The sequence below is a fragment of the Amphritea pacifica genome, from assembly GCF_016924145.1.
Taxonomy (GTDB): Bacteria; Pseudomonadota; Gammaproteobacteria; order Pseudomonadales; family Balneatricaceae; genus Amphritea; species Amphritea pacifica.
This window is the reverse complement of record NZ_JAFFZO010000017.1, coordinates 19,762-42,621: the sequence shown is the minus strand read 5'-3', so window position 1 is coordinate 42,621 and position 22,860 is coordinate 19,762. Positions and strand designations below refer to the sequence as shown.

At 52.6% G+C, this 22,860-nt stretch carries 27 protein-coding genes; 15 read left to right on the top strand and 12 right to left on the bottom strand.

Annotation, left to right across the window (positions count from 1 at the left end):
* Positions 1–21: 21 nt before the first annotated feature.
* The 4 genes from JW499_RS11230 to JW499_RS11215 all read left to right on the top strand — a co-directional run bounded on the left by JW499_RS11230 (position 22) and on the right by JW499_RS11215 (position 3,184).
* A complete protein-coding gene (locus JW499_RS11230; protein WP_205210688.1) occupies positions 22–711 on the top strand; it encodes a TIGR01621 family pseudouridine synthase in 690 nt (229 codons plus the stop codon).
* A gap of 18 nt (positions 712–729) precedes the next feature.
* Complete coding sequence (locus tag JW499_RS11225) at positions 730–945, top strand: hypothetical protein (protein ID WP_205210687.1); 216 nt, start codon at positions 730–732, stop codon at positions 943–945.
* Between the two features lie 14 nt (positions 946–959).
* Positions 960–1,760 (top strand): tRNA cyclic N6-threonylcarbamoyladenosine(37) synthase TcdA, encoded by an 801-nt coding sequence (gene tcdA / locus JW499_RS11220; protein ID WP_205210686.1) that lies wholly within the window; start codon positions 960–962, stop codon positions 1,758–1,760.
* 110 nt (positions 1,761–1,870) lie between these two features.
* Positions 1,871–3,184, top strand: coding sequence for a sensor domain-containing diguanylate cyclase (locus tag JW499_RS11215; RefSeq protein ID WP_205210685.1), 1,314 nt, complete (start codon positions 1,871–1,873; stop codon positions 3,182–3,184).
* A 22-nt stretch (positions 3,185–3,206) separates the two neighbouring features.
* Here JW499_RS11215 and JW499_RS11210 read toward each other — a convergent pair whose 3' ends face one another.
* From JW499_RS11210 to arsC, 4 genes are read right to left on the bottom strand one after another with little or no spacing between them, the layout of a single operon-like run.
* Positions 3,207–4,904, bottom strand: a complete 1,698-nt coding sequence (locus JW499_RS11210; RefSeq protein WP_205210684.1) for a SufS family cysteine desulfurase — start codon at positions 4,902–4,904, stop codon at positions 3,207–3,209.
* A 15-nt stretch (positions 4,905–4,919) separates the two neighbouring features.
* Positions 4,920–5,327, bottom strand: coding sequence for a DUF2069 domain-containing protein (locus tag JW499_RS11205; protein WP_175483521.1), 408 nt, complete (start codon positions 5,325–5,327; stop codon positions 4,920–4,922).
* Positions 5,328–5,343: 16 nt separating this feature from the next.
* Positions 5,344–5,940, bottom strand: a complete 597-nt coding sequence (gene wrbA, locus JW499_RS11200) for an NAD(P)H:quinone oxidoreductase (RefSeq protein WP_205210683.1) — start codon at positions 5,938–5,940, stop codon at positions 5,344–5,346.
* Complete coding sequence (gene arsC / locus JW499_RS11195; protein WP_205210682.1) at positions 5,941–6,288, bottom strand: arsenate reductase (glutaredoxin); 348 nt, start codon at positions 6,286–6,288, stop codon at positions 5,941–5,943.
* Positions 6,289–6,411: 123 nt separating this feature from the next.
* Here arsC and JW499_RS11190 point away from each other — a divergent pair, with 123 nt between their 5' ends.
* Both JW499_RS11190 and JW499_RS11185 read left to right on the top strand, forming a co-directional pair.
* Positions 6,412–7,629, top strand: coding sequence for a virulence factor BrkB family protein (locus tag JW499_RS11190; RefSeq protein ID WP_205210681.1), 1,218 nt, complete (start codon positions 6,412–6,414; stop codon positions 7,627–7,629).
* Between the two features lie 52 nt (positions 7,630–7,681).
* Positions 7,682–7,951 carry an acylphosphatase gene (locus JW499_RS11185; protein ID WP_205210680.1) on the top strand — a complete coding sequence of 90 codons (270 nt, stop codon included), beginning with the start codon at positions 7,682–7,684 and terminating at the stop codon, positions 7,949–7,951.
* Here JW499_RS11185 and JW499_RS11180 read toward each other — a convergent pair whose 3' ends face one another.
* From JW499_RS11180 to JW499_RS11160, 5 genes are all read right to left on the bottom strand, one after another.
* Complete coding sequence (locus tag JW499_RS11180; RefSeq protein WP_205210679.1) at positions 7,952–8,524, bottom strand: lytic transglycosylase domain-containing protein; 573 nt, start codon at positions 8,522–8,524, stop codon at positions 7,952–7,954.
* 96 nt (positions 8,525–8,620) lie between these two features.
* Complete coding sequence (locus JW499_RS11175) at positions 8,621–8,923, bottom strand: antibiotic biosynthesis monooxygenase family protein (RefSeq protein ID WP_205210678.1); 303 nt, start codon at positions 8,921–8,923, stop codon at positions 8,621–8,623.
* A gap of 51 nt (positions 8,924–8,974) precedes the next feature.
* On the bottom strand, positions 8,975–9,703 hold the full coding sequence (locus JW499_RS11170; protein WP_205210677.1) for a PhnD/SsuA/transferrin family substrate-binding protein: 729 nt from the start codon (positions 9,701–9,703) through the stop codon (positions 8,975–8,977).
* Positions 9,704–9,795: 92 nt separating this feature from the next.
* Positions 9,796–11,517: a proline--tRNA ligase gene (locus JW499_RS11165; protein WP_205210676.1), complete on the bottom strand. Its 1,722-nt coding sequence runs from the start codon at positions 11,515–11,517 to the stop codon at positions 9,796–9,798.
* Between the two features lie 114 nt (positions 11,518–11,631).
* A complete protein-coding gene (locus JW499_RS11160) occupies positions 11,632–13,053 on the bottom strand; it encodes a hypothetical protein (RefSeq protein ID WP_205210675.1) in 1,422 nt (473 codons plus the stop codon).
* A gap of 113 nt (positions 13,054–13,166) precedes the next feature.
* Between JW499_RS11160 and JW499_RS11155 the strand changes: the two genes are divergently transcribed.
* Positions 13,167–13,673: a DUF3087 family protein gene (locus tag JW499_RS11155; RefSeq protein ID WP_205210674.1), complete on the top strand. Its 507-nt coding sequence runs from the start codon at positions 13,167–13,169 to the stop codon at positions 13,671–13,673.
* 74 nt (positions 13,674–13,747) lie between these two features.
* Here JW499_RS11155 and JW499_RS11150 read toward each other — a convergent pair whose 3' ends face one another.
* Genes JW499_RS11150 through JW499_RS11140 form a run of 3 tightly spaced genes read right to left on the bottom strand, consistent with a single transcriptional unit; the run spans position 13,748 to position 15,647 of the window.
* Positions 13,748–14,182, bottom strand: coding sequence for a GFA family protein (locus JW499_RS11150; protein WP_205210673.1), 435 nt, complete (start codon positions 14,180–14,182; stop codon positions 13,748–13,750).
* A 59-nt stretch (positions 14,183–14,241) separates the two neighbouring features.
* Positions 14,242–15,093, bottom strand: a complete 852-nt coding sequence (locus tag JW499_RS11145) for a mechanosensitive ion channel family protein (RefSeq protein ID WP_205210672.1) — start codon at positions 15,091–15,093, stop codon at positions 14,242–14,244.
* A 41-nt stretch (positions 15,094–15,134) separates the two neighbouring features.
* Positions 15,135–15,647: a 2-thiouracil desulfurase family protein gene (locus JW499_RS11140; protein ID WP_269814560.1), complete on the bottom strand. Its 513-nt coding sequence runs from the start codon at positions 15,645–15,647 to the stop codon at positions 15,135–15,137.
* 268 nt (positions 15,648–15,915) lie between these two features.
* Between JW499_RS11140 and JW499_RS11135 the strand changes: the two genes are divergently transcribed.
* The 8 genes from JW499_RS11135 to JW499_RS11100 all read left to right on the top strand — a co-directional run bounded on the left by JW499_RS11135 (position 15,916) and on the right by JW499_RS11100 (position 22,835).
* Entirely contained in the window at positions 15,916–17,073 is a 1,158-nt protein-coding gene (locus JW499_RS11135; protein WP_205210671.1) for an acyl-CoA dehydrogenase family protein, read from the top strand.
* A complete protein-coding gene (locus JW499_RS11130) occupies positions 17,021–18,220 on the top strand; it encodes a CaiB/BaiF CoA transferase family protein (RefSeq protein ID WP_332874429.1) in 1,200 nt (399 codons plus the stop codon). Before JW499_RS11135 ends, JW499_RS11130 begins: the two co-directional genes overlap by 53 nt.
* A 104-nt stretch (positions 18,221–18,324) precedes the next feature.
* Positions 18,325–19,980 carry an AMP-binding protein gene (locus JW499_RS11125; protein ID WP_205210669.1) on the top strand — a complete coding sequence of 552 codons (1,656 nt, stop codon included), beginning with the start codon at positions 18,325–18,327 and terminating at the stop codon, positions 19,978–19,980.
* 2 nt (positions 19,981–19,982) lie between these two features.
* Positions 19,983–20,456 (top strand): PaaI family thioesterase, encoded by a 474-nt coding sequence (locus JW499_RS11120; RefSeq protein ID WP_205210668.1) that lies wholly within the window; start codon positions 19,983–19,985, stop codon positions 20,454–20,456.
* Positions 20,457–20,483: 27 nt separating this feature from the next.
* Positions 20,484–20,903 carry a PaaI family thioesterase gene (locus tag JW499_RS11115; RefSeq protein ID WP_205210667.1) on the top strand — a complete coding sequence of 140 codons (420 nt, stop codon included), beginning with the start codon at positions 20,484–20,486 and terminating at the stop codon, positions 20,901–20,903.
* A 2-nt stretch (positions 20,904–20,905) separates the two neighbouring features.
* Positions 20,906–21,709 carry an alpha/beta fold hydrolase gene (locus JW499_RS11110; protein ID WP_205210666.1) on the top strand — a complete coding sequence of 268 codons (804 nt, stop codon included), beginning with the start codon at positions 20,906–20,908 and terminating at the stop codon, positions 21,707–21,709.
* Between the two features lie 425 nt (positions 21,710–22,134).
* Positions 22,135–22,452 carry a hypothetical protein gene (locus tag JW499_RS11105; protein WP_205210665.1) on the top strand — a complete coding sequence of 106 codons (318 nt, stop codon included), beginning with the start codon at positions 22,135–22,137 and terminating at the stop codon, positions 22,450–22,452.
* A gap of 110 nt (positions 22,453–22,562) precedes the next feature.
* Positions 22,563–22,835: a hypothetical protein gene (locus JW499_RS11100; RefSeq protein WP_205210664.1), complete on the top strand. Its 273-nt coding sequence runs from the start codon at positions 22,563–22,565 to the stop codon at positions 22,833–22,835.
* The last annotated feature ends 25 nt before the right edge of the window (positions 22,836–22,860 follow it).

The window sequence follows — 22,860 nt, the reverse complement described above, 5'->3', positions numbered from 1 at the left end:
TTTAGATACGAAGACAGGTGCATGCAAACATATTCGCTGGTTGCCCGAACACGCGATTTCCTGGTGATTGATAAAGCACCGGGAATATCGGTTCATCGTGATAACGCAGAGGTTGGGCTGTTACAGCAGATCTCTGCTGATCTGGAGTGTGATTCCCTCTACCTTGTTCATCGTCTGGATAAGATGACGTCAGGTTTGCTGGTACTGGCTTGTCATTCGGAAGCTGCCTCAATACTTTCGCGTCAGTTTCAGGAGCGCCGGGTCGAAAAGTATTACATCGCACTGTCCGATCAGAAACCTCGCAAGAAGCAGGGGTTGATCAAAGGCGATATGGAACGCACCCGACGGGGTAGCTGGAAACTCACAACCGCTCAGCATAACCCTGCTATTACCCGGTTTTTCAGTTGTTCCCCCATGCCTGGAATGCGGTTGTTTCTGTTGCGCCCTTTAACCGGAAAAACACATCAGTTACGGGTTGCCCTGAAAAGCATCGGTGCCGCTATTATTGGTGATACGCGTTACCATGGTGCAACTGAAACAGCGGTCGACCGGGGATATCTGCATGCCTGGGGGCTGGCATTTGACTGGCAGGGTGAGCGGTGTGAATATCTGTGTGATCCTGGAATCGGTGAGCTGTTTCTTAAAGACGCGATAAAGCAACAACTGGAAAACTGGAAACCGCCTGCCGCTCAGGCCTGGCCGGCAACGTAATTATATTTGAGGACCTCAATGCACAAAGATCGAGTTGAGCGGGACTTCAGCGCCCGTAGCGAGGAGGAGCAGCAGGCCTTTCTGCAGGAAACCTGGTGCGACAACTGTCAGGAAGCGAATCTGGGTATGCAAAATCCACGGGAATATCTCTATAAAGGGGTTATCTTTATTGAGGGTGAGTGTAATCGTTGTGCCAGCGTGGTGCTCACCGAGTTGACCGAAGATGACTTCTAAGGCCTGTTTATCATATGTCTGACTCGTTTAATCAGCGCTTTGGTGGTATTCAGCGGCTCTATGGCATGGCCGGGGCCGAGCTGTTCCTGCAGGCGCATATCGCCGTCATCGGTATTGGGGGTGTCGGGTCGTGGGCGGCCGAGGCGCTGGCGCGTTCGGCTATCGGTAACATTACACTGATCGATCTGGATGATATCTGTATCACCAATACCAATCGCCAGATTCATGCGCTGGATAGTACCATTGGTGAGCCAAAAACGGAGGTCATGGCCTCAAGAATCCGGCTGATTAACCCCGATTGCCGGGTTGCGCTGGTGGATGACTTTATCACGCTGGAGAATATCCCGCAGTTGATCAATCCTCAGTTTAACTACGTTATCGATTGTATCGACAGTGTTAAAGAGAAAGCGGCGCTGATCGCCCACTGTAAACGCCATAAAATTCCGGTCATTACTGTCGGTGGTGCGGGTGGGCAGACTGATCCTACACAGATCAATATTGCTGACCTGAGTAAAACCCATCATGATCCATTAGCTGCTAAAACCCGCTCATTACTGAGGCGTTATTACAATTTCAGTAAAAGTGGCCGGCGTTTTGCGGTGGACTGTGTCTACTCAACAGAGCAACTGGTTTATCCGCAGCCGGATGGCAGTGTCTGTCAGATGAAGTCAGTCGCAGATGGCAATACCCGCCTTGATTGCAGTGGCGGCTTTGGTGCCTCGACCTGTGTGACGGCGACATTTGGTTTTGTTGCGGTATCCCGGGTATTGCAGAAGATGCTTGAAAGGGCTGAGCGCGAGAGCAAGGCAACCTGAGCTGGTTTAAAACGCCAGGTATGGAGTAATCGTTGACGGTTGCGGTTGACCTTTCTGTTTAACAGGCTAAAGTGTTTCGATTGTACCGCAAATGGATATCTGGCCCGTCAATGTCTGAGCGCTTTTCAGAAGGATTTTATAAAGCCATTTTTGAAGGCTGTAGTGATGCGATCTATGTGATAGATCCACAAAGCTCACGCATTCTTGATGCTAACACCCGTGCCTGGACAGACCTGGGCATGAGCCGCGAACGGTTATTACAGCACAGTGTCATTTCGCTGCAACAGGGGGTTGAAAATGAGGAGCACTGGGCACAGATCGCGGAGATGATCTATGCCTGTCATCCGCAGGCGTTTACCTTTATTGGTCGTCATTATCATCAACTTGGGACCTATTTTCCGGTTGAAGTCTATACCAGTGTGATTGAGTTTGAAGGTCAGCCGCTTTTTCTCTCAATCGCCCGTAACCTTGATCGAACCTCTTCCCAGCGAGAGGCGTTCCGCACCAAGGATGCACGCCTCACTTATGCCCTGAATGAAGCGGTAGATGGGCTGTGGGACTGGACTATTGATACCGGAGAGGTGTTTTTCTCACCCCAGCTAAAGCGGATGCTGGGGTATCTGCCCCATGAGATGGAACCGACGCTGGAGACCTGGAGCGAGGCGGTGCATGATTCGGACCGGGACCGGGTAATGGCCGCGCTGGATGAGCATCTCTCAGGGCGTGACGATAGTTACAGTGCTGAATACCAGATGCGTAAGCGCGATGGCAGTTATATCTGGGTGAGGGATCGTGGCCGGGTCTGTCAGCGGGATGAGGCGGGCAATCCATTACGGGTAGTGGGTATGGTGCATGATATTACCCGCAGTAAGGGCCTGGAAGATCAGCTGCGCGAGCAGGCCAGTCATGATCACCTGACCGGTTTGCTGAACCGGCGTGCCGGTTATATTCATTTCTCCAAACAGCTTAGTTATGCGCTGCGCTATAATCAGAGTCTTACCGTTTGCCTGATCGACCTGGATCATTTTAAGAATATCAATGACAGCTTTGGGCATCTGGCAGGCGATTCGGTGTTGAAGCATTTTGCCGGGCTGATGAATATCACCCTGCGCAAGTCTGATTCGCTGATGCGCTGGGGAGGTGAAGAGTTTCTGCTGTTGCTGCCGAACACTGAGGTCGCCAGTGCCGTAAAGCTGATTGGTCAGTTGAAAGAAAAACTGGCTGATAACCCGGCAGAGCTGGAGTCAGGTGAGCAGATCAGTTACACCTTCAGTGCCGGACTGGCGTGTTGTCCGCTACACTCGCAAGCTTTAGATGCTCTGATCAAGTGCGCTGATGATGCCCTCTACACAGCCAAGGCCTCCGGGCGTGATACGATTTTGGTCAGCGATGAGTGTGGTATCGAGCAGCCCGGATTGTTCTGATCTTATTACCTGCACTCAGGTATCAGATCGGTTCATTGTTTTTTGCCCGCAACGCCTGTTCTCTTACCGCTTCGATAATCGCTTTCAGGCCATTGCCTCTTGAGGGACTGAGGTGACGGGTTAAGTTTAACTGATCAAAATACCCCTCAATATCGAACGCCAGAATATCCTCCGGCAGGCGACCATTCAGTGCTGCCAGTACCAGTGCTATCAGGCCACGAATAATCCGGGCATCGGAATCGGCGGCAAACCACAGCGCTCCCTGATCATCACGAATAACCCGTAACCAGGCGTCACTTTCACAGCCGCTGATACGATACTGCTCATGCTTCATTGATGAGGTAAACGCTGGCAGGTGTTTACCCAGTTGCATGATCTCGCGATAACGGTCATTCCAGCTTTTCAGCGCTGTCAGTTGGCTAAGGATCTCCGGGGCACGGATCTCCCGGCCAAAGGGAGAATCATCAAAGATCGATTGCGCCGACACGGTTTCTGCTACCGCAAAACTACCTCCCTGGCTGATCTGTTCCAGTGCCTGGGCCAGGCGTTCCACCTCATCGAGGGTGTTGTAGAAACAGAATGATGCCCTGATGGTGCCGGGCAGCCCCAGTCGCGCCATTAAGGGCATGGCGCAGTGGTGGCCGGTACGCAGAGCGATCCCCTGCTGGTCCAGCATCAGACCCACATCCTGCTGATGATGACTTTCCAGCTGGAAAGAGAGAATCGAAGCACAGGCGGTCGGGCTGCCGATACGCTTGAAGCCGGGAATCATGGCACAGAGCTCAACCGCTTTGTTCATCAGTGCCCGCTCATGTCTGGCCAGAGCCTTGCGATCCAGAGCTGTCAGAAAACGAATCGCCTCCGCCAGTCCCAGTGCCCCGCTGATATTGGGTGTTCCCGCTTCAAACTTGAAAGGCAGTCCGTTATAAGTGGTGCCACTACTGAAAGAAACATGGTTAATCATCTCCCCGCCGGATTGCCAGGGAGGCATCGCTTCGAGCAACGGCTTACGCCCGTAGAGCACGCCGATGCCGGTAGGAGCAAACAGTTTGTGTCCGGAAAACAGATAGAAATCGCATCCCAGTCGCTGCACATCAACTTCAAGGTGGGGGACGGCCTGGGCACCGTCGATCACTACGGTTGCGCCGATCGCCTTCGCCTGACGTACCAGTCCGGCAACCGGATTGATCGAGCCCAGAGCATTGGAGATATGGGTCAGGCTGACGATGCGGGTTTTCTCGTTCAGTAACTCACTGAAACGTTGCAGATTCAGGTCGCCGTTATCGTGGATCGGCACCACCCGGATCAGCGCGCCGGTCTGCTGGGCGACAATCTGCCAGGGGACGATATTGGCGTGGTGCTCAAGCTCAGTCAGCAGAATTTCATCGTTGGGTTGCAGCAGTGGACGGGCATAGCTCTGGGCGATCAGGTTGATCCCCTCGGTGGTTCCCCGGGTCCAGATGATCTCCTGCGCAGAGGCTGCATTGAGAAACTGCTTTACCGTTGAGCGGGCCGCTTCAAAAGCGCTGGTGGCCCGTTCACTCAACTGGTGCGCGCCACGGTGAACATTGGCGTTCTGTGTGCGATAGAACTGTTCTACTGTTTTAATCACCGCTTCCGGTTTCTGGCTGGTTGCAGCGTTATCCAGATAGATCAGCGGATGGTCATTAATCTGCTGTTGCAGTGCCGGAAACTGTTGCCTGACTGAGAGTAGATCCACAAATGGTTCCTGAGCTTAATTGTCTGCAGAGGGAGACTGGGAGGCGCTGTTGCGCAGCTTGTTCAACTGACTCTGCCAGCGGGCAAACATCATAGCGGCAATGAAGAGACTCGCCACCAGCAGGGTTTCAGCCAGTGCCAGCGTGGCGCTGCTGTGTGCCGACATAGCCAGTGTGACCGAGTGCATAAAGTAAACGGTGATAAAAAAGCAGAGCCAGATATGACCGCGCAGATGTTTTTTCAGAATCACCGGATAAAACAGCAGCAACGGCACCGTCTGGAATGCCCAGATACTATAAGGGTTGGCGTTATCAGGCGGTGACAGCAACAGATGCCATGCTGTTAATAGCAGAATCAGTCCGAAATAGCTGAACAGGGTGGCGGCGCGACTGATCGCCACCTTTTTTGTGAGGGTGTCGTACATCGTTTGATCCTGACTGTTAATCATGTAGCTGAAGGGCCAGGCGGCCCAGTCGTTTGCCCTGTGCAAGGCAGAGCGCGGCTTCAGTCTCATCCAGTGGCTGGTCGCTGAGCTGACCCGCCAGATGGGTGGCCCCATAAGGTGTTCCGCCACTGAGGGTATTGATCAGCTCAGGCTCACTATAGGGCAGGCCGCAGATCACCATGCCATGGTGAAGCAACGGCAGCATCATGGAGAGTAGTGTGCTTTCCTGACCACCATGCAGGCTGGAGCTGGAGCTGAACACAGCTGCAGGTTTATCGATCAGTGAGCCACTGAGCCAGAGACTGCTGGTGGAATCGATAAAGTATTTCAGCGGTGCGGCCATGTTGCCAAAGCGGGTCGGGCTGCCCAGCGCAAGACCGGAGCAGTTTTTCAGGTCCTCCTCCGTACAGTACAGATCGCCGGTTGCCGGGATGCTCTCTTCGGTGGCTTCACAATTTGCCGAGATCGCCGCTACCGTGCGCAGGCGGGCTTCTATGCCGCTCTGTTCTATACCGCGGGCGATCTGAGAGGCCATGGCGCGGGTAGCGCCATGACGACTGTAGTAGAGCACCAGAACGTAAGGATCTGCCACTCAGATAATCTCCAGCACCGATTCCGGTGGACGACCGATGCGCGCCTGACCATTACTGATGACGATGGGACGCTCAATCAGACGGGGAAACTGCACCATCAGATCGATAATCTGCTGGTCGTTCAGGGAGGTGTCTTTAAGGTTATTCTCTTTATATTCATCTTCCCCTTTGCGCAGCAGTTCACGGGGTGTGATACCCAGCTGTGCAATCACTCCGGAGAGCTGCTCTGCGGTGGGCGGGTTCTCCAGATAGAGTCGCACTTCAGGGGTGATATTGTTTTCCTCCAGCAACGCCAGGGTCGCACGGGATTTTGAACAACGTGGATTGTGATAGATTTCAACAGTCATGGAACATATCCTGTTTGTAACGGCAAATAGATAGTAAGTGCGATATTGTATACAGCTTGGCTACCAGCCAAAAGAGCAGCAGGGTATTATATCTGTTTAATTCATCGACACAGGATCGTTGTGATGAGTGATCATCTGTTCTCCCTGCGGGGAGTCTGGCATTTTATTCGCTACCTTGTACGCCAGTTTGTTCATAATCAGGGGGTGCTTAACGCCTCGGCACTGACCTATACCACACTGTTTGCGGTGGTCCCTCTGATGACCGTGTCCTATGCCATGCTTGCTGCTATCCCCTCGTTTCAGGGGGCAGGTGAGCAACTGCAAGGCTGGATTTTCGAAAATTTTGTCCCTGCCACCGGGGCGGTGGTGCAGGAGTACCTGAGTGATTTTGCTGCCCAGGCGAGTAAGCTCACGGCCGTTGGTCTGATCTTTCTGTTTATTACATCGATTATGATGATGAAAAATATTGAGGCCGCGCTCAACCGTATCTGGCGGGTCAGTGAACCCCGTAAAGGGATGTCCAGTTTTCTCCTTTATTGGGCGGTCCTGAGTCTCGGACCGATACTGATCGGTGTGGGGCTTCTGGTGAGTTCCTATCTCGCCTCACTCTCGCTGTTTACCAGCGCCACCGAGCTGGTGGGGCGTGCACGTTTGCTGGCGATTCTGCCGCTGGTGATGTCTGCTGCGGCGTTTACTCTGCTCTATGCCGCTGTACCTAACTGTAAGGTGCCGCTGCGTAATGCGGTGATCGGTGGTCTGGTGGTGGCTATACTGTTTGAAACTGCAAAGCGGGCGTTTGCGTTTTTTGTCACCCAGTTCCCCTCCTATGAACTGATCTACGGCGCCTTTGCCGCAGTACCCCTGTTCCTCGCCTGGATCTTTATCTCCTGGACAATCATTCTGTTGGGGGCTGAGCTGAGCCGGGCACTGACTGTCTATCGCGATCACCGGCGTGGCAGGCACTACTCTCATCTGCATACCATGGTCTCAATTCTGCAACGGCTCTGGCAGGCGCAACAGAAGGGGGAGGTGCTGGCTGACCGACAGTTGCTGCAGCAGGTTGAAGGGCTTGAACAGAGTGACTGGGACAGTTATAACGTTATCTTGCTGGAGGCATCGGTGATCAGTCGCACCGAGCAGGGTGGTTATCTGCTGGCCCGGGATATGGGGAACTTTACCCTGGACCAGTTGAATCAGTTGCTGCCCTGGCCGTTGCCTGAGAGCGCTGCCGCAGAAGTTGCCAGCGGCTGGCAGAATCAGCTGAATCAGCGGTTAAAAAACCTCAGTGAGGCGAGGCAAGAGCAACTGGGCCTGACACTGGAAGTGCTATTTAACGAATAAGTGGCGCTCGTTTGCCGGATGCGAATTAACTTAATCTTTGGGAATTGTTTATATGCAGTGTTTACATGCCTGGGTGAGTGGTCGTGTGCAGGGGGTATGGTTTCGCCAGTCTACACTGGAGGTGGCGCTGGCAAACGGTTTAACCGGCTGGGTGCGGAACCTCGATGATGGGCGGGTTGAGGTGATGGCCTGTGGCAACGAGCATGGTCTGATGCAATTGGAGTCCTGGCTCGGTATCGGCCCTGAGCTTGCTTGTGTCGCCGAAGTAAAAGCCAGCCGGGTGGCAACTGAGGAGAGATATAGCGATTTTGTGATTCGCTAATCAGTCTTCGTAACGGCGCTGATTACGGTAAACTTTTTCCGGATACCAGACCTTACCGTAGCTGCCATTGTAGCGTGCCAGCGCTTCCGTCAGATTGCCTTTGGAGCGATCCAGATAGTATTTCAGAATAGTGGCTCCATAGCGCAGATTGGTCTGGATGTTGGTCAGGTTATCATCGTTGCGGCCGATCTCTTTTTTCCAGAAAGGCATGACCTGCATTAGTCCCTGAGCACCGACCACCGATACCGCAAAGCGGTTGAAACGGCTTTCGGTATGTATCACACCCAGCAGTAACGAGACGGGTAATTCAACCCGCTGAGCTTCAGCATGAACGGTTCTGAGAATCTCAATTCGCTCCAGTTCATTGCTGACGTAACGTTTGGTGCGACCGGACATGTCGGTGAGCCAGACCTCTGCGGCAAAACGATCCTCAAAACTACTGCTTTGCGCAAATGCCTGCTTAAGCGCCTCCCGCAGCTGGGGATCGACTTCCTGCGTTGCTGCCAGTAGCGGCCATGATAGCAGCATGAGTAAAAAGGTGATTGTCAGTCGCACAGGTAAATTTATAACCATTCAAAATTCAGATTAAACAATCTGTTAATTAATCAATGTAAAGTGCCTGATTAAGCCGGTTTCTCCGCACGGCAGGGGAAGCCGGCGCTGCCTCGCTCAGAGTACGGTTTCAAAGCCTTCAAACTGAGGTGGTCCGAGATAGATATCCCTGCGGGTACCGGCGTTGGCGTGGGCTTTTTTGAACGCATCGGATTTAAGCCAGCCTTCAAATGCTGCTTTATCCTGCCATACCGCATGGGATGACATCAGAGTGTGGTCCTCTTTAGTTTCGCCCTGCAGCAAATTAAACGAGATAAAACCCGGTACCGATTCGAGGTGGCTGTCACGGTTTTTCCAGATGTCGATAAAATCCTGCTCGTGACCTGGCTTTATTCTGAAACGGTTCATTGCGATATACATCTGAATCGGACTCCTGATCTGTCAGTGAACTGAGTGGTAAATGAGCGGGTACTACTTGCCACGCAGTAATTTAACCATGTTTATAATGCTTTGCTGTGAGGGTTTTTTCCAGCCCTGGTTATTCAGTTTTTCGACAACAGCCGCTCCCTTCGGATCATCAGCCATTCTCTCGAGTATATCCCGTAAACCGTTTACCCTGGGTTTGAGCTGCGGTGCCGCCATCAACAGGGGAAATGCTTTGCGCAGGTGACTGCGGGCCAGAAGGTTGACCGATGTCAGACTGAGTTCTGACAGCTGGTCGATGAAGTTTTTACTCAGCAGGGCGTAGGGTTGCTGTCCCTGTTGTACTGCTTTGAGGAGTTGCAGCCAGTTTTCGGCATATGCCATGGACCCGGGCCGGATCTGTTTCGCCTTCAGTGTGGTAAGCCCAAGCCGGTTAGCAAAGGTGCCTTTGATGCCTCCCAGCGAGCAGCCCTGAATGGCGCTTAGTCGATGTTCTGAGGCAGCAGGTCCCGAAGCAATAACCACCTCTTCATACACCTCAACAGGCTGCATCAGTGGAATAAAGCGATGGTCACGTATCAGGGTGGGTATTTGCTCAGGGGCACAATAGACCATCCCGGCATCGCCGAGCTGTTGTTGAAACTCTTCTGCTGTGGTGGTGATCAGGGGCGTAACGGTATCGCCGCACTGACGACTCAGATAGATGGCAAATTCGTACCAGCGCTCAGAATCCCGGGCGGTATCATTGGGGGGCGTCAGAAGCCTGATGTTATCCATAACCAGATACCGTGGCAGGTTGGGTTAAGCGTACAGTGGTACTCAGTTTCACTGGCGTAAAAAAAAGCAGGCCAGAGGCCTGCTGTGTGATTTTATCGGGCCACGCTGCGTTCAATGAAAGCGCTGAGCTCGGCCAGTGGGATCTCCTGTTTCTCTGCATCCCGGCGGCCTTTGTATTCCAGCGTGCCCGCTTCAAGGCCGCGATCTGAGATGACGATGCGGTGAGGGATGCCCATCAGCTCCATATCTGCCATCTTAACTCCGGGACTCACTTTAGCCCGGTCATCCAGAATAACGTCGTAACCCGCCTGAGTCAGGGTCTCATAGAGTTTGTCAGCCTGTTCGCGCACCGCTTCGGACTTTTCATACTTCAGCGCTACCAGGGCGATACTGAACGGTGCAATTGCTTCTGGCCAGATAATGCCGTTGTCATCGTAGTTCTGCTCGATAGCAGCAGCCACTACACGGGTAACACCGATACCGTAGCAGCCCATATCCATAGTGACCGCTTTACCATTTTCATCGAGAACGGTAGCGTTCAGCGCTTTGGCGTACTGCTGACCCAGCTGGAAAATGTGGCCTACTTCGATGCCGCGACGGATAACGATTTTACCCTTGCCGCAGGGACTTGGATCACCCTCGACAACGTTGCGCAGGTCCGCCACTTCTGGCAGGGCAACATCGCGATCCCAGTTGATACCGAAATAGTGTTTGCCTTCAATATTAGCGCCAGCACCAAAGTCAGACATCAGTGCAACGGTGCGGTCAACGATGCAGGGAATTGGCAGGTTGACAGGGCCCAGGGAGCCGGGGCCGGCACCGATCAGGCTCTTGATAGCTGTTTCATCGGCCATCTCCAGAGGTGCGGCAACCTGCGGCAGTTTTTCTGCTTTGATCTCATTGAGGTCGTGATCACCACGCACCAGCAAGGCGATAAAGTCAGCATCACACTCATCGGATGCTTTAACAAACAGGGTCTTAATGGTTTTTTCAATTGGCAGACCATGTTGCTGAACCAGTTGAGCGATGGTCTTGGCATTCGGTGTATCCACCAGGGTCATCTCTTCAGTGGGGGCTGCGCGTTCACCCGCCGGTGCTACAGCTTCCGCTTTCTCGATATTGGCGGCGAAGTCGCTGCTGTCGGAAAAAGCGATATCATCCTCACCGGAATCCGCCAGAACATGGAATTCGTGGGAGGAGTTGCCGCCAATCGAGCCGTTATCTGCCAGTACCGGACGGTAGTCCAGTCCGATACGGTCAAAGATTTTGCAGTAGGTCTGGTGCATCAGATCGTAGGTCTGTTGCAGCGATTCCAGGTTGCAATGGAAGGAGTAGGCATCCTTCATAATAAATTCACGTGAACGCATAATGCCGAAGCGTGGGCGCACTTCATCCCGGAACTTGGTCTGAATCTGGTAGAAGTTCGCAGGCAACTGCTTATAGCTGTGAATCTCGTTACGAACCAGATCTGTAATGACCTCTTCATGGGTTGGGCCAACGCAGAATTCACGGTTATGACGGTCGTGCAAACGTAGCAGTTCCGGACCATATTTTTCCCAGCGGCCAGATTCCTGCCACAGTTCAGCCGGCTGTATCGCTGGCATCAGCACTTCCTGCGCACCGGATCTGTCCATCTCTTCGCGCACAATCCGTTCAACTTTGCGCAGGGTCCGCAGACCGGTCGGCAGCCAGTTGTACAGGCCAGCGGCCACTTTACGGACCATACCTGACCGCAGCATAAGCTGGTGGCTGATAACTTCAGCATCAGAGGGAGTTTCTTTCAGTGTGGCAATCAGAAATTGGCTGGCTCGCATAGATTTTATAAACCTGAAATCGAATAGATAATTTAGCGGAACATTGTATGTGGCCCGTCCGCCCGGGACAAGAGTCGTGGCGAAGGAAAAAGCAGAAAACCCGCTGAAACCGGGTTAATCGCTGTCCACGCCGAGCTTTTCCAGAATCTGAGGGTCATCAAAGTGGAGATGGCCAACAAAACGGATCGCATGATCTCCGGGGCGCCTGAGGGCACCTGGGTTAGAGATTCCCATGGGCCAGAATAGCCAGCGTTCCAGTCGCTCAGAGCCGCTTACAAAGCCTTGCCGGTTAAATACGGAGCGGTATTTATCCCCTGTCTTCAGCTGTATCAGGCTGGTGAATGGTTTCAGCTGATACTTTGTGCTGACAGGCGGAGGCAGATCGCGTTTCTGGCTGGCGATAAGCAGATGGGAGTCAGCCGTCAGCGAGATTTGCTGTCGGCCTCTGTCGGTGCGCAATACAAAGGTGGGTTCATGATAGAGGTCGTGATGGTCGGAATAACGTGTCCCGGTTGGCAGAATGAGCGTGTACCAGCAGCCACAAAGATGGATGCTGTCATAGGCAAGAATCTCTCCGGAGGGGCTCAGGTGCACCCGAAACAGTACGGCGTCGTGTTGTCCGGCGACCAGATCGAAGCTGTTTTCAGCCGGGCGCTCAGGAAACCAGATCAGATAGTTCAGCTGCAGGGTAATCTGGCTGTGATGGATTCCGTAACTGATATAGGTAAAGCTGCTTGGTTGCGGGTCTACCCGAAGCTCTCCCTGTGCCCAGTAGGGGGTGCCCGGGCGGTTAACCCGCTGATGGTCAGGCAGTCGCCATAGGGGTGCGTGATATTCAAGCAGTGCCTGTTGCTGCGTCGGGGTCAGACGGGGGATGCCCAGACTGTTATAGGCGACTGAAGCCATAGCCGGTGTGGTTGTCGATACTGTTGCGGCGGTATAGGTTGTCCATTGGCTGTCTTTAAGTTTCTCCGGTTGCTGGTATAGCCTGTTATGTTCCCGTATGACGCCCTGCTTAAACAGCAGTGCGGTGATTGGGTAGAAGCCGGCAACTCTGGCCAGTGGCCGATAGTCGTCGTCTTCGGGCAGGCTGCGTAACCAGCGACGGGTTTTATCGGGGGACTGCAACTGTTGCTGCACCAGCGTCTGGCTGCAATGATCGATAAAGCGGCTGGCGTCGCTAATGTCAAAACGTTGCTGCCATTCTTGCAGTCTGGAAGCCGGGATCAGTCTGGTTTCATAATTAAGGCTGGTCACAGCCAGCTGTGACATCAGGCTCAGCAGGTCGGCTAATTGCGTTTCGGTGAGATCGGTCTGGCGATAATAGTCCACCAGTCTGTTACTGCGAAGCCAGGGGGCTTTGGCAACCTGCTCTCCCTGTTGCATACCGCTGTAACTGAGGCTGAGTTGTTGCAATGAGGTCAGCGCTGCTGCGCAGTGCTCAGTGGGTCCGGATTGCGGTGCCAGGGGGCGCAGGCTCTGGCTGCAGCCATTAATAAGCAGGACCGCCAGAAAAATCAGGATAGCCTTATACATTTTTACTCGCCTCAGGTTTTTGTCCGTGGGGTGCAAGATTGTTGATCTGCCGCCTTGGTGCTACTCCCGCGAGAGACTATAATCGCGCCAATCATTCTTCGGGTAAAAATAACATGCAGCTGAAACAGATTAACAAAGAGCGTTATAGCAAACATTATAAACAGATCATGATCGGTGTGGTGATACTGCTTTCAGTGATCGCGTTATCCGTCTCTACTCTCCTGATCCAACTGATTGGTAACCAGGATGGCAGTAATTTCTGGCTGAATGTGGCGGGCGTTGTGGTTGCTGCGGTTGTGGTGGTTTCACTCCTGCGCCGTTACCGTGATCATGAGTATATGTACGAAGTGATCTATGTCTGGGATCTGAAGCAGATGCTCAACAAGATTTATCGTAAACAGAAAAAGATCAAAGCGGCGATAGAAACCGGTGACCGGGATGCAATGGTGATAATGAACTGGAGTTATAACGGTTCCGAGCAGCTCTACAATCTGGATAACAATACCATCACAATGGATGACCTGCACCGCACGATGAGAGAGTTGCAGCAGACCATTGAGGAGCATGGTTATAGCGTGACGACCGACGAGTTCCGGCCAGAGATGCTGGATAAATATTGATTGAAAACTGTTCAAATAGAAAAGGCCCGCGGGGCCTTTTTTATTGTCTGAAAGTTATCAGCGCGAATAGCTGCTTATTTGCGCCCGGGGCCTTCAGGGAAGCACTCCAGTTCGCTGCTTGGTTCGAACCAGCAGGCGCGGTAGTCGAAGAATATATTGCGACGCGGCCGGACTCCCGGATCATCATCCAGCGAGCCTGCCGGAATAGCAATATTGTTGGCACCCTTAACCTCCCAGGGCAGAGATGATCCGCAACGGCTGCAAAAACAGGATGCATAGAACCTGGCGTCTGGCACCTCATAACGTGTTACCAGATCAGCACCGCGGAGCCATCTGAACTGCTCCGGCGATACAAACATAAATGAGCCGTGAGCACTGCCGGAAGCCTTCTGGCAACGGGAGCAATGACAGTATTGAAATCCCCGGGGGATGCCACTGAACTGATAGCTGACGGCGCCACAGAGGCAACTGCCGTGGACGGTCGGGTCGGTTGTGTCTGGCTTACTCATAGCGGTTCCATTCTGTGGTTGTGTTAATTGTTATTATGCTGCAGAGGGGCTGTTTATACTTAGAGTAACTTGGGTTCTTCCTCAGGCCGGGGTGATTTCAGTGTCACCTCCCGTTGCGGGAATGGAATCTCCACTCCGGCCTCTCTGAATGCCTGGTAGACAGCGCCGTTGATCTGAAACTGTAACTCGAACAACTGCTTGGTTGGCACCCAGTAGCGGTAGGCGATATTGACTGAAGAATCACCGAACCCGGCGATACCAACCTGAGGAGAAGGCTGCTTCACAATAGACGCGTTAGCTGCAAGCTGCTCTCTGATCAGTTCGATAGCTTTATCAGGGTTGGCGGAGTAACTGATGCCGATCGTGGCTTCCACAATGGTGTTTTCAAACGAGTTGATCAGCACCTCGCCAACAATATGCTTGTTGGGGATAGTGATAATCTCACCATCCTCGGTTGACAGCTGGGTATAGGCCAGGCGGATCTCTTCCACAACGCCGCAGACATCGTTACAGCGGATCGTGTTGCCGACGACGAAAGGTCGGGTGAGGATAATGGTGAAACCGGCACCATAGTTGGAGAAAACCCCCTGAAGAGCCAGACCAATACTGAGGGAGACCGCGCCGATCGCGGCGATAAAGGGGGCGACACTGATACCAAACTTGCCCAGGCAGATCACAGCAACCATCGCGAGCAGCAGTAGCTTGACGGTGCTGCTGATAAAGTTACTGAGGGTGACATCAACATTGTTTCGCAGGCAGACTCTGAGGGTGAGTTTGCCAATCCAGCGGGCGACGATCAGGCCAATGATCAGAATGATAATCGCCCCGATGACCTGAAAACTGTAATTAACGAAGAAATCGATAATCAGGGTATAGAATTGTGTCAGAGTAGCCAGCTCGTCCTTGATCATGGACGGGTCTCCTGTATCGGTAGCCTCTGCCTCAGAGGTAACTAGCTGGCACGGCGTCGGGTATCGGGTTCGCAGCCATCCAGCAGCTCAATAAATTCGATCAACTGATCGAGCTGTCTCTCATTGTAGACCGGAAATCCGTTTCGCATAAGCTCATCAGCCGTTGCGCCGGAACCCGCTTTCAGCGTGCCGGTGAAACTGCCGTCGTAAACTTCGAGGTTACCGCATGAAGGGCTGCGGGATTTAAGCAAAGCGCAGCAGCAGCCTTCCCGCTGAGCTATTTCCAGGGTTATTTCAGCTCCGGAGAGAAATTGTGGTGTGACATCTTCGCCATCAGTGCTGGTGATTCGCAGGGGGAATTTATCCTGAATTTCGGCGGGTGCACGCGGGGTTGGAAGTCCGCCTTCCTGTTCCGGACAGACTGGTACAAGGCGTCCTTGCTGCTGCAAGTGTCGGATAAAATCGTTATCTATCAGGTTATCTCTGCCGTCGTAACGGACTTTGCAACCTAACAGACACGCACTGATCAGTATTTTATTTTTCTTATTCATCATTCAGTTTGTGCATATGTGACTTGTGTGTGACGAGGCGGATTCTAACAGTTAATCCTCTGAGGGCAATTAAACTAACGGTAAAAGGTGACATTTGTATGATCTGAGGCAGTTTGCGCAAAAAATTTACCCATCCCGCCAGAGAAAAATTTTCAATTTGCTGTTTACCTGTCCGGTGTTTTTGGGGTATATACTTAAGGGAAAACCCCTATAAATTCCTGATTGGTTGGATTCAGGCTGGGGGATAGAACAAAAATATCAGGAATACCCGATGGATCTGAACCTTACCGAAGAGCAACAGATGATACAGGATGCTGCCCGCCGTTTTGCGGAAAGTGAGCTGGCAACTGTTGCTGAGCAACTGGATCAAACCAAAGATCGCAATATTCTCACCGCTCATTGTAAACAACTGGCTGAGCTTGGCTTTATGGGATTGAACATCGATGCTCAATACGGAGGCACTGACGCGGGAGCGGTGGCCTTCAGTATCGCCGTTACCGAGATCGCCAGGGCCTGTGCATCAACGGCGGTGACCATGTCGGTAACCAACATGGTTGCCGAGGTGATTCAGGTGGTGGGCAGCGAAGAGCAGAAACAGCATTACCTGCCAAAGATCTGTAGTGGTGAATATCTGAGTGGCAGTTTTTGCCTTACTGAAGCGGGCGCTGGTTCCGACCCTGCTTCGATGCGAACCAAAGCCGTAAAAACAGACAATGGCTGGGCGATTACCGGTACAAAACAATGGATCACCAGTGCCGAGTTTGCCGGTGTTTTTGTGGTGTGGGCTGTCACTGATCCGGAGGCTAAAAAAGGCAAGGGGATTACCTGTTTTCTGGTGCCTGCCGACGCCGCCGGTATCACTGTCGGACCGGCTGAGAAGAAGATGGGGCAACATGGTTCGGCCACCAATGAAGTTCATTTTGATGGCTGTGAAGTGCCGGATAATGCCATTCTGGGCAAACTCAATGATGGCTTTCGCATCGCCGTGGCTGAACTGGCCGGAGGACGTATTGGTATCGGTTCTCTGGCACTGGGTGTGGGGCTGGCGGCGATGGAGTACGCGATAGCCTATACCCGAGAGCGGCAGCAGTTTGGTAAGCCGATCGCTGACTTTCAGGGGTTGCAATGGATGATTGCTGACCGGATGACCGAACTTGAAGCCGCACGATTGCTGCTGATGAGTGCGGCTGATCGTAAGCAACGGGGTATGAGTTTTGCCAAAGAGGCCTCCATGGCAAAACTGTTTGCCAGTGAAAAAGCGAATCAGGCCTGTTACACAGCCCTGCAGTTACTGGGCGGCTATGGTTACATGCAGGAGTACCCACTGGAGCGAATGAGCCGGGATGTCCGGATCACCTCAATTTATGAGGGCACCAGTGAGATTCAGCGTGTCATCATCGCCCGTGAAATTCTTCAGGCTGCAGGTTGAGACTGGTTTGAAAACGCCCTTGAGAGGTTTGAAGGTGCTTGACCTGTCAACGCTGTTGCCGGGGCCCTATGCCAGTATGTTACTGGCGGATCTGGGCGCCGATATTTTACGGGTTGAGTCAGCATCTCGACATGATCTGGTGCGCGGCATGCAGCCACAGATTGAGGGGCAGTCCGCAGCCTTCGGTTATCTTAACCGGGGTAAACAGTCGCTGGCTCTGAACCTTAAACACCCCGAAGCTGTGAAAGTAATAAGTGAGTTGGTGGGCGAATACGATATTCTCATCGAACAGTTTCGCCCTGGGGTGATGGCGCGGCTGGGGCTGGATTATGAAACCCTCAGACAGGTCAATCCGCAACTGATCTATTGCTCCATTACCGGCTATGGTCAGACGGGACCTTATCGCGACCGGGCAGGCCACGATATTAACTATCTGGCGTTGTCAGGGGCTGCCAGCCATATGGGACGCAAATCTCAGGGGCCCGTTCCGATGGGGTTGCAGGTGGCAGATGTTGCTGCCGGCTCACACCCCGCGGTGATTTCAATACTGGCCGCAGTGATCGGTCGTCAGAGCAGTGGAGAGGGATGTTATCTGGATATCTCTATGGCTGACAATACCCTGGCGTTACAGGCGCTGATGGTGCCTGCAGCGCTGAATGGCGGTAAAGACCCTGAACCGGAAGGTAACTTTCTTAACGGTGCTGGCGTCTATGACTACTATCGCACCGCCGATGATCGCTACATATCGGTCGGCAGTCTCGAACCTCAGTTTCGTCAGCGGCTGGCACAGGCGATGAATATCCAGGATAACCCGCCACTGGAAGAGCGCCAGTTCAAGACGCTGTTACAACAGAAATTTATTCATCGTGATCTTAACAGCTGGTGCGAGCAACTGGCAGCACTGGATATCTGCGTGGAGCCGGTGTTAACCGTTTCTGAAGCGGCACAGCACCCCCAGTTTATTGCCCGACAGATGGTTGTCACCCGAGATAATGGCGAGCGGCAGCTCGGCTCGGCTTTAGGGTTTGAGCGTCAACCGATCAGATCGGCTCCCCGGTGTGGTGAACAGGCAGAACAGATAATGATACAGCTGGGATATAGCCTGGGCGAAATTGAAACCCTCAGAGAGAGCGGTTTGTTTGATTAGACAGAAATGATTTCAGAGTGCAAATAAAGGGAAGAACCTGCTACATGAGGTCGGTTGTACTACCCCTCCGCAGGGCCTTAATAAACATAATAACGAGGCAAATAATGACTATTGCTAACTATCAGGAATTCTACGATTCCTTTACTCCGTCCATGATTGAGGCACAGCTGATCGGTGATCTGAAACAGGGATTTAATGTCTGTGAAGAGATCTGTGATCGCTGGGCAGAAGACCCGTCCCGGGTGGCGTTAAACTATGAAGGGGCCAGTCGGCCCGCCTCCAGTCATACCTTCGCTGAGCTTCAGCGAAGGGCTGCACAGTTTGCTAATCTGCTGGCGTCCAGAGGCATAGGCAAGGGTGATCGGGTGGCGTGCCTTATGCCAAGAACACCTGAACTACTGGTCGTTGTATTAGGCGTCCTGCGGGCTGGAGCCGTTTATCAGCCACTGTTTACCGCCTTTGGCAGTGGCGCGATAGAGTACCGCGTCAGCCAGGCAGGCACCAAGCTGTTGGTGACTGATCCCGATAATATTGGCAAGCTTGATGCGGTTAATGGCTGTCCACCGATTCTGCTGTTTAACCGTGATGGCGCAGAGGCAAAGTATGCTGAACTTGCCGACTTTGAAACTGAGCTTAACGAACAGGAATCTGTTTTTGAACCTGTGCGAATTGGCGCTGATGATCCATTTTTGCAGATGTTTACCTCGGGTACTGTGGGCAAAGCCAAAGGGGTGGCCGTGCCTGCCCGGGCGCTGTTGTCGTTTTATGTCTATATGCGTTATGCCATCGGCCTGCATCCTGAAGACCGTTACTGGAATGTAGCCGATCCGGGTTGGGCCTACGGCTTGTACTATGCGGTAGTCGGTCCTTTATTGCTGGGCAACACCACCCATTTCAATGAAAACGCCTTCACGCCGGAAACCACCTACGCCATGCTGCGTAAGTATAAAATCACGAACCTGGCCGCCGCGCCAACCGCCTATCGTTTGTTGATGGCCAATGACAGTCTGCTTGCTAAAGAGGATGCTTTTGATCTGCGCCTGGCCAGCAGTGCCGGTGAACCGCTTAACCCGGAAGTTATCGGCTGGGTCGAGCGGCGTCTGGGTTGTCCGGTGATGGATCATTATGGTCAGACTGAAACCGGCATGACCGCCTGCAACCACCATGATCTTGAACAGCGAATTGTTCGGGTCGGTTCGATGGGCTTCTCTATGCCGGGTCACCGGGTGGTCGCGCTGGATAATGATCTGAATGAGCTGGGCGAGGGGCAGATTGGTGAGCTGGCGGTGGATATGGAGAAGTCGCCGCTGTTCTTCTTCCCCGGTTACACCTGGGGTGAAAAAAATCCATTCCGGGGCAAATACTATCTTACCGGCGATGTTGTTATCAGTCACGGCGATGGCAGTTACTCCTTCAATGGTCGGGATGACGATATCATTACTACGGCGGGCTACCGTGTCGGGCCTTCGGATGTCGAGAGCACTCTGCTGGAACATGAGGCAGTTGCCGAAAGTGGCGTGATCGGTAAACCGGATCAGGAGCGGGGGGCGATTATCAAAGCCTATGTGGTGCTCAAATCACAGTATGATCCCAGTGATGAGCTGGCCACAGAGTTAAAGAACCATGTTCGCAGTCGCTTATCGACCCACGCGTTCCCGCGGGAGATTGAATTTATGGCGGAACTGCCAAAAACGCCAAGCGGCAAGATTCAGCGGTTTATTCTGCGCAACCGGGCCAAAGATGAAGCGGATGGTTTATAACAATGAAGGTTGAGCGTCACGCCCTGCCGACGGAGTACCGGGTAAGAAACCCGGGCTTTGCGGCGGAGGTAGAGCGGGTCTTTTACCAGGCGCCCTTTGTCAGGGAACTCGGCTTTAAACTGGTGAGTTTTGAAGCGGGGCGCTGTGAAACTGAACTGCTACTGCAGGAAAAACATCTGCAGCAGGACGGCTATGTACATGCCGGAGTGCAGGCGACTCTGGCGGATCACTCCGCCGGTACAGCCGGGGCAACGTTACTGGCGGCGGGCCAGATTGTGCTGACCGCTGAATTTAAAATAAACCTGTTACGGGCCGCCAGGGGAGAACGCTTAAGCTGCCGCGCCTGGGTATTGAAGCCCGGGGGCAGTCTGATCATCGCAGAATCTGAAATATACTCTCACGCGGGCGAACGGGCAGAGCTGGTATCAAAAGCAACGGTGACACTGGCGGTAGTGGAGACTGCGAAACAAACATAAAACAATAATAACAAGGGGATTTTTTCTATGCCGGTAATGACCATTGAGCAGATGAACCGCTTTCTGGCTGAGCACTTTCCTCAGGGTGAAAAGTTTGGTGTGCTAACCGGATTAGGGGATAGCTGGGCTGAAATGAAACTGCCCGTGGATGATGATCATCTGCGGCCTGGCGGTACTGTCTCCGGCCCCTCGATGATGGCGCTGGCGGATGTCTGTATGTATGCCGCACTGCTGGGGCAGATAGGCCCGGTAGCACTGGCGGTAACCACCAATCTGAATATCAATTTTATGAGTAAACCTGAGGCCGGTCGCGATCTTCTGGCCCGTTGTAACCTGATGAAGGTCGGTAAACGACTGGCGGTAGGTGAGGTGTGGATTCGCTCTGAAGGTTGCGAAGAGTTAGTCGCCCATACCACACTGACCTACTCCATACCTGCGGAGCGTTGATCATGGATGAGATCCGATGGCAGGAACGGCTGCTGACCCTCAATGATGGAACTGAGATCTTTGCTCTGCATGGCCGGCACCACCATAACGAAGGCTGGGACAGACCCTCGCTGGTGCTGTTGCACGAGGCTTTGGGGCATATCGATATGTGGAAAGATTTTCCACAGCAGCTGGCTGATGAGTCCGGTCTCGATATTTTTGTTTATGAACGTCGGGGTTACGGACGATCTTCGCCGATTACGCTCCCCCGGCCAGATGACTATCTTGAGCAGGAGGGGCGGGACTGGCTGAAACCGGTGCTGGATGCTGCCGGACTGGATCAGGTGGTGCTGGTGGGACACAGCGACGGCGGATCCATTGCGCTGATCGGTGCGGCTTGTTTGCCGGATAGAGTGGTCGCCATTATCACTGAAGCGGCCCATATCCGTATCGACCCGCTCACGACAGCGGGCATCCATGAAGCCGTTGAACTGTATAACAGTACCGATCTGCCGATGCGGTTAGCCCGTTATCATGGTGATCGCACCGATCTGCTGTTTCGTGCCTGGCATGAAACCTGGCTACGGCAGCGGTTCCAGCCGCTGGATCTGACCAACTGGCTGAAAGAGATTCACTGCCCGGCGCTGATTATGCAGGGAGAGGATGATCAGTATGGTGAAAGGGCACAGGTCGACGATATTGTCCGCGGTATAGGGAAGAGCGCTGAAGCGCTGTTTCTGCCGAACTGCGGCCATGTGCCCCATCTGCAGGCACAACAAGCTACATTGAAAGCGATGCAGCGGTTTATTGAAGCGCTGAAGATATAGGCCAGATCGAGATCGTTGAAGTGCTAAAGCCTATTAGCCCTCTAAAGCTTACTAACACTGTAAAGCTGCGCCCGCTGCTGGCGCGCTTCACGACATATGTGACTCCCACTGTTTTGCACAAGCCCTATTCCATAACGTTATTTTCTGTGTGAGTATTGGGGTATAAGGAATTAAGCAAAACGGAACCAGGGATTAAGAACAAGAATGAATCTTATTAACGGTCACTCTGACGTCTTTCTGCACATATACGACAAGCTGTCGTGTTTTTACAAAGTAGAACCTTTATTGAATTCAATAGAATTCAGAGGGTTATCTGATTTTCCTAATTTGATTCGCAACGGTGATATACGACAACTTTTCGTATTTTCCCGAACGCACTGTCGTATATTTAGCTGTTATGAATTTAGAAAAGTGAGGAAATGAGTTTGAAAAAGTTCATAGTAGTTATATTGCTATGTATTGTTTCTTTTTCTGCTGGGGCAATATGGGGTAAATTCAATTTCATCACATCAAATGCGTTTACCCTTGATGCGCCACTAGAAATATCATCTAAAACAGGAAATGGTGTTCTTCCAAAGGACACAGAGCTGTATTTTCATTCTTCAGCGCATTCACAAACAACCTACTTTGCATACGTTTCTGTGCCAGAGGAAATAGCAAAGCAAAATATTCGAGAAACGGGTTTTGATGATTACAATGGTATAAAACGGCTAAAAGCAACATTGGGAAATGCAAGTGACTAATGAATACATGCATAACCAGTGGGTCAAGATCGCTCCCTACGGTCGCTGGGACCTCCGCTTCGCTACGGCCCCTTACCCAAATCGTTATGTGTCCAAGGCAGGTACGGAAAATGTTACAGGATGATGGAATTAGAGCAAAAAACGGAGTGGCTGCATGCTTAAGGGAAGTCGAAGGCGGAAAATTACGTCTGATCTTCGATGATATCCAAACAGACGCTCCCCGCCATCCTGTGGATTGGCGAACGGTAATGCTGTTCACCTTCAACGATTATGACAAAGGTCAGATGTCGACTCTCAACCTGTCGAAAGAGGATTACGCGATGATTGGGGAAAACCTCGTAATCCGCTTGTTGGCAATGGAAGGAAAGTTATCCGAAATATGACGGCCTGTGAGCGTAGAGGAAGTCC

What these genes read in the sequence shown, in the direction of transcription:
- JW499_RS11160 (WP_205210675.1), bottom strand. Translation starts at nt 13,053, where the DNA reads ATGTATAAGGCTATCCTGATTTTTCTGGCGGTCCTGCTTATTAATGGC.
- JW499_RS11205 (WP_175483521.1), bottom strand. Translation starts at nt 5,327, where the DNA reads ATGTACGACACCCTCACAAAAAAGGTGGCGATCAGTCGCGCCGCCACC.
- JW499_RS11135 (WP_205210671.1), top strand. Translation starts at nt 15,916, where the DNA reads ATGGATCTGAACCTTACCGAAGAGCAACAGATGATACAGGATGCTGCC.
- JW499_RS11115 (WP_205210667.1), top strand. Translation starts at nt 20,484, where the DNA reads ATGCCGGTAATGACCATTGAGCAGATGAACCGCTTTCTGGCTGAGCAC.
- JW499_RS11185 (WP_205210680.1), top strand. Translation starts at nt 7,682, where the DNA reads ATGCAGTGTTTACATGCCTGGGTGAGTGGTCGTGTGCAGGGGGTATGG.
- JW499_RS11125 (WP_205210669.1), top strand. Translation starts at nt 18,325, where the DNA reads ATGACTATTGCTAACTATCAGGAATTCTACGATTCCTTTACTCCGTCC.
- JW499_RS11140 (WP_269814560.1), bottom strand. Translation starts at nt 15,647, where the DNA reads ATGATGAATAAGAAAAATAAAATACTGATCAGTGCGTGTCTGTTAGGT.
- JW499_RS11180 (WP_205210679.1), bottom strand. Translation starts at nt 8,524, where the DNA reads ATGGTTATAAATTTACCTGTGCGACTGACAATCACCTTTTTACTCATG.
- JW499_RS11190 (WP_205210681.1), top strand. Translation starts at nt 6,412, where the DNA reads ATGAGTGATCATCTGTTCTCCCTGCGGGGAGTCTGGCATTTTATTCGC.
- JW499_RS11225 (WP_205210687.1), top strand. Translation starts at nt 730, where the DNA reads ATGCACAAAGATCGAGTTGAGCGGGACTTCAGCGCCCGTAGCGAGGAG.
- JW499_RS11175 (WP_205210678.1), bottom strand. Translation starts at nt 8,923, where the DNA reads ATGTATATCGCAATGAACCGTTTCAGAATAAAGCCAGGTCACGAGCAG.
- JW499_RS11110 (WP_205210666.1), top strand. Translation starts at nt 20,906, where the DNA reads ATGGATGAGATCCGATGGCAGGAACGGCTGCTGACCCTCAATGATGGA.
- JW499_RS11170 (WP_205210677.1), bottom strand. Translation starts at nt 9,703, where the DNA reads ATGGATAACATCAGGCTTCTGACGCCCCCCAATGATACCGCCCGGGAT.
- JW499_RS11215 (WP_205210685.1), top strand. Translation starts at nt 1,871, where the DNA reads ATGTCTGAGCGCTTTTCAGAAGGATTTTATAAAGCCATTTTTGAAGGC.
- JW499_RS11165 (WP_205210676.1), bottom strand. Translation starts at nt 11,517, where the DNA reads ATGCGAGCCAGCCAATTTCTGATTGCCACACTGAAAGAAACTCCCTCT.
- JW499_RS11230 (WP_205210688.1), top strand. Translation starts at nt 22, where the DNA reads ATGCAAACATATTCGCTGGTTGCCCGAACACGCGATTTCCTGGTGATT.
- JW499_RS11120 (WP_205210668.1), top strand. Translation starts at nt 19,983, where the DNA reads ATGAAGGTTGAGCGTCACGCCCTGCCGACGGAGTACCGGGTAAGAAAC.
- arsC (WP_205210682.1), bottom strand. Translation starts at nt 6,288, where the DNA reads ATGACTGTTGAAATCTATCACAATCCACGTTGTTCAAAATCCCGTGCG.
- JW499_RS11100 (WP_205210664.1), top strand. Translation starts at nt 22,563, where the DNA reads ATGTTACAGGATGATGGAATTAGAGCAAAAAACGGAGTGGCTGCATGC.
- JW499_RS11145 (WP_205210672.1), bottom strand. Translation starts at nt 15,093, where the DNA reads ATGATCAAGGACGAGCTGGCTACTCTGACACAATTCTATACCCTGATT.
- JW499_RS11155 (WP_205210674.1), top strand. Translation starts at nt 13,167, where the DNA reads ATGCAGCTGAAACAGATTAACAAAGAGCGTTATAGCAAACATTATAAA.
- JW499_RS11150 (WP_205210673.1), bottom strand. Translation starts at nt 14,182, where the DNA reads ATGAGTAAGCCAGACACAACCGACCCGACCGTCCACGGCAGTTGCCTC.
- tcdA (WP_205210686.1), top strand. Translation starts at nt 960, where the DNA reads ATGTCTGACTCGTTTAATCAGCGCTTTGGTGGTATTCAGCGGCTCTAT.